Origin of the sequence: Nocardioides flavescens, from assembly GCF_009823805.1 — a bacterium.
GTDB classification, from domain to species: Bacteria; Actinomycetota; Actinomycetes; order Propionibacteriales; family Nocardioidaceae; genus Nocardioides; species Nocardioides flavescens.
The window spans coordinates 386,579-393,074 of the sequence record NZ_WUEK01000005.1 but is presented as its reverse complement, the minus strand read 5'-3'; the positions used below and the strand labels follow the sequence as shown (position 1 = coordinate 393,074).

Below are 6,496 nucleotides of genomic sequence, written 5' to 3'. Positions count from 1 at the left end.
ACTCGGAGGTCTTCGTCATCGTCCAGCCGGCACGCCGTACCTAACGTCCGTGGATGGAACAGCTAGCGCCGTCTCGAAACCACTGGCGGTGGTGAGTGGTTTCGAGACAGTCGCTAGCGCGACTTCCTCAACCACCGCTGCGCCGCTCCCGACTCTCGGATCAAGAGGTCGTGCAGCGACCGTCTCGAGACCACCCCGACCAGAGTGGTTTCGAGACACGAGTTCGTCGTTCCTCGACCACCGAGTCGTTCCTCAACCAGCGGAGCGGACGAGCGCGACGGCCTTCTCCACCAGGTCGGGATCGTCCGCGCGAAGCCAGTGGATGCGGGGGTCCTTGCGGAACCACGAGTCCTGGCGGCGCGCGAAGCGCCGGGTGGCCTGGGCGGTGCGCTCGCGGGCCTCGGCCTCGGTGAGCTCGCCCTGCAGGAGCGCGACGACCTCGCGGTAGCCGATGGCGCGGGGGGCGGTGCGGCCCTCGGCGAGGCCGTGGTCGAGCAGGTGGCGCACCTCGTCGACGAAGCCTGCGTCGAACATCGCGGCCACGCGCGCCTCGATGCGGGCGTCGAGCGTGGGGCGGTCGAGGTCGACTCCGATCTGGACGGTGCGCGGGTCGACGTACTCCAGCACCGGGAGGCTGGCGCTGTAGGGGCGGCCGGTGAGCTCGACGACCTCGAGGGCGCGGACGGTGCGCCGGCCGTTCTCGGGCAGGATCCGCGCTGCGGCCTCCGGGTCGGCCTCGGAGAGCCGGGCGTGGAGTGCGGCGGGGCCGACCCGCTCGAGCTCGTCCTCCCACCGGCGGCGCACCGCCTCGTCGGTGCCGGGGAACTCGAAGCGGTCGAGCACGGCCCGCGTGTAGAGCGCCGACCCGCCGACCAGCACGGGCGTGACACCCCGGCCGCGCAGCGAGGCGATGACCTCGCGCGCCCAACCCTGGAACTCCGCGACCGTCGCCGGCTCGCGCACCGTCAGGGTGTCGAGCAGGTGGTGCGGGATGCCCCGCCGCTCACCCGGCGGGAGCTTGGCCGTGCCGATGTCCATGCCGCGGTAGAGCTGCATCGCGTCGGTGTTGACGACCTCGCCGCCGAGCCGCTCGGCGAGGTCCAGTGACAGCGCCGTCTTGCCCGAGGCGGTCGCTCCGACCACGGCGACGACCGGCGGATCGACCGGCGGATCGACCGGCGCATCGATCGGCGGACGGGCTTCGGGCACGTGGCTAGTCTGTCAACGCCTGCCGGGCCACCCGGGCCCGCACCGGACCAGGAGCAGATGATGGGCTTCCTCGACGACGCCAAGGCCAAGCTGAACGACGCGGTCGACAAGCACGGCGACAAGATCGCCCAGGGCATCGACAAGGCCGCGAGCCTCGCGGACCAGAAGACCGGCGGCAAGTACTCCGAGAAGATCGACACGGGTGCCGCGAAGGCCAAGGACGCCCTCGAGAAGCTCGACGGCAAGAACGACGACCTCGGCGGCCCCGGCACGACCGGGACCACCGGCGGCCCGACCGGTCCGGTGGCGCCCCGGTGACCTCGAGCGACGCACCGCAGCCTCCCGGCACCCCGCTTCGAGAGGACGCGCCCGAGGGCGGGTTCTCGCCCGACGCGGAGCGCGAGGAGCTGCCCGACCTCGACCCGCAGCACGGCTCGGCCCCCGACGACACCGACGTGCCGCCGGTCAGCCACGAGTCGGAGCAGTCCGACGCCGCGGCGGACCTGCAGGAGGAGAACGCCGAGACCACGCTGGACCAGCCGTCCCAGTGAGCGGGCTGTGACCGCGGCCGACCACGGCCGCTTCGTGGTCGTGCCCGCGGCCTACGCGTTCCTGCTGAGGGAGGGCGGGCAGGGCACCGAGGTGCTGCTGCAGCTGCGCCAGGGCACCGGCTTCATGGACGGGCACTGGGCGGCGGCCGCCGCCGGCCACGTCGAGCGCGGCGAGACGGCGTACGACGCCGTGCGGCGCGAGGCACTCGAGGAGATCGACGTGCGCGACCTCGAGCTGGAGTTCCTGACCACGATGTCGCGCACGCAGAACGGCGCGCCGATCGACGAGCGCGTCGACTTCTTCTTCGCGGCCCGCGGGTGGACCGGCGAGCCGCGCATCGTGGAGCCGGCCAAGTGCGCCGACCTGCGCTGGTGGCCGCTCGCCGCGCTGCCCGACCCGGTGGTGCCGCACGAGCTGTCGGTGCTGCAGGGCATGATCGACGGACGCCTGCCGGCGTACACCACCCACGGCTTCGCACCCGCCCCCGAGCCCGACCAGGAGTCACGACGATGAGCGACGACACCGCAGACGACCAGCCCACCCAGACCGGCGACCTGGGCGACATGCCGGCCCCCGACACGGAGCCGCGCGAGCCCAACCCCGGCGGCGTCGACGCCCGCCCCGAGGCCGAGACCAACATCCCGGCCGACCTCGACCCCCAGGACAACCCCGCCACCGAGGACCAGCCGGACGAGCTGCAGGAGGGCGAGGACACCGAGACCGAGGCGACCCAGGAGTCCGACTCCGGCGACGTCGCCCCCGAGGACGAGTCCCCCGCCTGATCGACACGGGTACGTTGCTGTCATGAGCGCACCCGACCAGCACGACCCCTCGGTCAGCGGCACCTCCGGCGAGACGTCCGGCGACATGGGCGTGAGCAGCCAGCGCATCGGCGACGTCGGTGGCGGTCGGCTCGCGCCCAGCGGCACGCGCGACACCGCGCCGGTGCGCGCCGACGAGGTGCGCCCGCACCGCGACGCCGACGTGCAGCCGGACTACCCGAGCCTCCCGGTCGCCGGCTACCCCAAGCTCGACCCGCGCTCCAAGCTGCACCGCTACCAGCCGCGCTGAGGCGGCCGACCGGCCCAACCTCCGGGCCTCAGGCCGAGGCCGGCACCAGGATGCCGCGCTCCTCGACGACCTCGAGGCTGAGCGTGCGGTAGCCGACCTCGTCGAAGAGCACCGTCACGCGGTCGGCCTCGACCTCGCTGACCAGACCCGCGCCGAACTCCTCGTGACGCACCGGGTCGCCGACGCCGAAGGCGCCCCCGGCCGACTCGACGGCCCGGTCGCTCTCCTCCGCCGACCCGGAGCGGCAGGCGTCGCACACCCCGCAGCGGGCCCGCTCGGGGTCGCCGAAGTAGCCCACGATGAAGTCCATGCGGCAGCGCTTGGTGTCGGCGTACTCGCGCACCATCTCGACACGGGAGCGCTCCAGCTCGCGCTGCGCCTTGGCCCGCTCGAGCACCCCTAGGACGGGATCGTCGGCGCCTTCGCTGAGCGAGAGCAGGTTGAGGATGCGGGCGGTCTTGCGGGGGCCGGTGCCGGCCTCGACCTTCACGACCTTCGGGTCCCGGGAGCCCAGCCTGCTCGCCGCGCCGAGGACGGCGCGCACGTCCTTCTCCTTCGGCAGCCCGCCCGAGAAGAACTTGCCGAGCGAGAGGTCCTCCGGGCGGTGCACCAGCACCACGCTGGCGGGCTCGCCGTCGCGCCCGGCGCGGCCGGCCTCCTGGTAGTAGGTGTCGAGAGACTCCGGGGCGCGGTGGTGCACGACGAAGCGCACGTCGGGCTTGTCGACCCCCATCCCGAACGCCGAGGTCGCGACGACCACGTCGAGGTCGCCGTCGGGTGACATGAACGCGTCCTGGGTCTCGCGGCGGCGCTTGGCCCCGTGGCCGGCGTGGTACGACGCCGCGCGGCGCCCCGCCTCGACGAGTGCGGCGGCCAGGTCGTCGGCCTCGCCGCGGGTGCGGCAGTAGACGATGCCGCTGACGCCGTCGGGCTGGGCGGCGACGAGGTCGAGCACAGCGGAGCGCTGGGCGTCGCCGTCGGCGACGCGGCGGACGGTGAACTCGAGTCCGGCCCGGCGGAACCCGGTGATGACGACGCTGGGCTCGCGCAGCAGCCGCTCGACGATGTCCTCGCGCACCGGCGCCGCGGCGGTGGCGGTCATCGCCAGCACCGGCGGGCCGCCGACGGCGTCGAGGAGCTCGCGCAGGCGGAGGTAGTCGGGGCGGAAGTCGTGGCCCCACGAGGAGACGCAGTGGGCCTCGTCGACCGCGACGAGGACGGGCTCGACGGCGCGCAGCCGCTCCTGGACCTCGGGTCGGGCCAGCTGCTCGGGGGCCAGGAAGAGGAAGGCGAGTTCGCCCGCCTCGGCGGCCGCGAGCACCTCCTCCTGCTGGTGCTCGGTCTCCTGCGAGCTGAGCCGGGCCGCGCGGGTGCGCTCACCGAGGCGGGCGAGGTGGTCGACCTGGTCCTGCTGGAGCGCCACCAGCGGCGAGACCACGAGGGTCAGCCCGCCGCTGAGCACCCCGGCGACCTGGTAGGCGAGCGACTTGCCGCTGCCGGTGGGAGACACGAACAACACGTCGTGCCCGGCCACGGCTGCGGCGATCGACTCCGCCTGACCGGGGAGCAGGGAGTCGTGGCCGAAGACCTCCCGGGCCGTCTGCAGGACCTGGTCCACTCCCTCATCCGTCACGAGGGATCAGGTGACCGGGGGCGCACGGCCCGAACCTCGCCCCGGAGGGTGGGCGACTCCCTCACTACGCTGCGGGCGTGCCGTCAGAGCTGCTCCCCGTCGCGGTCGTCGGCGGCGCCAACGTCGACGTCAAGGCCCGCACCACCGCCGCGCTCGTCGGGGCGACGAGCAACCCCGGCGCCGTCTCGCGCTCGGCGGGCGGCGTGGGCCGCAACATCGCCGAGAACCTCGCCCGCCTGGGCCACCCCGTCTCCCTGCTGTCGGTGGTCGGCGACGACGCCGACGGCGACTGGCTGCTCGAGCGGACGGCCGCGGCGGGCGTCACCGTCTCGTCCGTACGCCGCACCGGCCGCACCGGCGCCTACGTCGCGGTGCTCGACGATGCCGGGGAGCTCGCCGTCGCGGTCGCCGACATGGCGGCCACCGACGCCTTCTCGCCCGACGACCTCGACCTCGACGCGCTGCGGGCCGCGGCGATGGTCGTGCTCGACGGCAACCTCACTGCGGCCACGGTGGCCGCGGTGCTCGACGCGGCCTCGCGGGCCGGCGTACCCGTCGTCGTCGACCCGGTCAGCGTCGCCAAGGCCGCCCGCATCGCGCCGCTGCTCGGCCCCGACCGGCCCGTGCACGCGCTCACCCCCAACCACGACGAGCTGGTCGCGCTCGGCGGCAGCGCCGCGGCGCTGCACGGGCGCGGTGCCGAGCTGGTGTGGGTGCGCCACGGTCGTGACGGGTCGGTGCTCAGCACCGCAGCCGAGCCCACGGCCGGCACCCGGCTCCCGGCACCGCTCGTCGATCCCGCCGAGGTCGTCGACGTCACGGGGGCGGGCGACGCCTCCATCGCGGCGTTCTGCCACCGGCTGCTCGCCGGCGACGCCCCGGCCGAGGCGGCGGCGTACGGCCACCGCGCGGCCGCGCTCACCGTGGCCAGCCCCCACACCGTGCGCCCGGACCTCCGCGAGAGGATGGGGTCGTGAGCCACCCCATGCTGCAGGTGACCGACGAGGTCGCGACCGCCCTGGCCGACGGAGCCCCCGTCGTCGCCCTCGAGAGCACGATCATCAGCCACGGGATGCCCTACCCGCAGAACGTCGAGATGGCCACCGAGGTCGAGGGCATCGTGCGCGCGGGCGGCGCCGTGCCCGCGACCATCGCGGTGCTCGGCGGGGTGCCGCGCATCGGCCTGTCGACCGACGACCTGGAGCTGCTGGCGAGCGACCCCGACGTCGCCAAGGTCAGCGTGCGCGACCTGCCCAGCGTGGTCGCGCAGCGCCGCCACGGTGCGACCACCGTCGCCTCGACGATGCGGCTGGCCGCGCTCGCCGGCATCCGCACCTTCGTCACCGGCGGCCTCGGCGGCGTCCACCGCGGCGCCCCCACGACCTTCGACGTCAGCGCCGACCTCACCGAGCTCTCGCGCACCCAGGTCGCGGTCGTCTGCGCCGGCGTGAAGTCGATCCTCGACATCCAGCTCACCCTCGAGACGCTCGAGACCCTGGGTGTGCCGGTGATCGTCGACGGCTCGGACGAGTTCCCGGCGTTCTACACCCGCGGCAGCGGGTTCCCCGCCCCGCTGCGCGCCGACGGCCCCGACGAGATCGCCGCGACCATGCACGCGGCCTGGTCCCTCGGCCTCGACTCCGGCATCGTCGTCGCCCACCCGGTGCCCGAGGCCGACGAGATCCCCGCCTCCGAGATCGACTCGGTGATCGCCCGTGCCCTCGCCGACCTCGACGAGCGCGGCATCAACGGCCGCGACGCCACGCCGTTCCTCCTCGGCCGCATCGTCGAGCTCACCGACGGCGCCAGCCTCACCACCAACATCGCGCTCGTGCGCGAGAACGCCCGCGTCGGCTCCGCCATCGCCGCGGCGTACGCCGCCACCGCCGGCTGAGCGCCGCGCCCCACCGCTGAGCCCGGTGGTACCGACAGTGGTTTCGAGACGGCGCTGGCGCGCCTCCTCAACCACCGACCACGACAGTTCCGACCCCGATGGTTGAGGAAGGACGAAGTCCTGTCTCGAAACCACTA

General features: G+C 74.1%; 9 protein-coding genes. 7 read left to right on the top strand and 2 right to left on the bottom strand.

Annotation, left to right across the window (positions count from 1 at the left end; genetic code table 11):
* Nucleotides 1-252: 252 nt before the first annotated feature.
* Nucleotides 253-1,209: a tRNA (adenosine(37)-N6)-dimethylallyltransferase MiaA gene (gene miaA, locus GRQ65_RS10710; RefSeq protein ID WP_337191632.1), complete on the bottom strand. Its 957-nt coding sequence runs from the start codon at nt 1,207-1,209 to the stop codon at nt 253-255.
* Nucleotides 1,210-1,266: 57 nt separating this feature from the next.
* On the opposite strand from miaA, the gene GRQ65_RS10705 reads away from it, so the two are divergent.
* The 5 genes from GRQ65_RS10705 to GRQ65_RS10685 are packed head-to-tail and all read left to right on the top strand — an operon-like array spanning nt 1,267 to nt 2,832.
* On the top strand, nt 1,267-1,527 hold the full coding sequence (locus tag GRQ65_RS10705) for an antitoxin (RefSeq protein ID WP_237448039.1): 261 nt from the start codon (nt 1,267-1,269) through the stop codon (nt 1,525-1,527).
* Nucleotides 1,524-1,760, top strand: coding sequence for a hypothetical protein (locus GRQ65_RS10700; RefSeq protein WP_160877925.1), 237 nt, complete (start codon nt 1,524-1,526; stop codon nt 1,758-1,760). Before GRQ65_RS10705 ends, GRQ65_RS10700 begins: the two co-directional genes overlap by 4 nt.
* Nucleotides 1,761-1,767: 7 nt before the next feature.
* On the top strand, nt 1,768-2,274 hold the full coding sequence (locus GRQ65_RS10695; RefSeq protein ID WP_160877924.1) for an NUDIX domain-containing protein: 507 nt from the start codon (nt 1,768-1,770) through the stop codon (nt 2,272-2,274).
* Nucleotides 2,271-2,543: a hypothetical protein gene (locus GRQ65_RS10690; protein WP_160877923.1), complete on the top strand. Its 273-nt coding sequence runs from the start codon at nt 2,271-2,273 to the stop codon at nt 2,541-2,543. The genes GRQ65_RS10695 and GRQ65_RS10690 overlap by 4 nt, the downstream gene beginning before the upstream one ends.
* A gap of 22 nt (nt 2,544-2,565) precedes the next feature.
* Entirely contained in the window at nt 2,566-2,832 is a 267-nt protein-coding gene (locus tag GRQ65_RS10685; RefSeq protein ID WP_160877922.1) for a hypothetical protein, read from the top strand.
* 28 nt (nt 2,833-2,860) lie between these two features.
* Here GRQ65_RS10685 and GRQ65_RS10680 read toward each other — a convergent pair whose 3' ends face one another.
* Nucleotides 2,861-4,450 (bottom strand): RecQ family ATP-dependent DNA helicase, encoded by a 1,590-nt coding sequence (locus GRQ65_RS10680; RefSeq protein WP_160877921.1) that lies wholly within the window; start codon nt 4,448-4,450, stop codon nt 2,861-2,863.
* Between the two features lie 92 nt (nt 4,451-4,542).
* Here GRQ65_RS10680 and GRQ65_RS10675 point away from each other — a divergent pair, with 92 nt between their 5' ends.
* Nucleotides 4,543-5,442, top strand: coding sequence for a PfkB family carbohydrate kinase (locus GRQ65_RS10675; RefSeq protein WP_160877920.1), 900 nt, complete (start codon nt 4,543-4,545; stop codon nt 5,440-5,442).
* Nucleotides 5,439-6,359, top strand: coding sequence for a pseudouridine-5'-phosphate glycosidase (locus GRQ65_RS10670; protein WP_337191631.1), 921 nt, complete (start codon nt 5,439-5,441; stop codon nt 6,357-6,359). Before GRQ65_RS10675 ends, GRQ65_RS10670 begins: the two co-directional genes overlap by 4 nt.
* The last annotated feature ends 137 nt before the right edge of the window (nt 6,360-6,496 follow it).

What these genes read in the sequence shown, in the direction of transcription:
- GRQ65_RS10685 (WP_160877922.1), top strand. Translation starts at nt 2,566, where the DNA reads ATGAGCGCACCCGACCAGCACGACCCCTCGGTCAGCGGCACCTCCGGC.
- GRQ65_RS10690 (WP_160877923.1), top strand. Translation starts at nt 2,271, where the DNA reads ATGAGCGACGACACCGCAGACGACCAGCCCACCCAGACCGGCGACCTG.
- GRQ65_RS10705 (WP_237448039.1), top strand. Translation starts at nt 1,267, where the DNA reads ATGATGGGCTTCCTCGACGACGCCAAGGCCAAGCTGAACGACGCGGTC.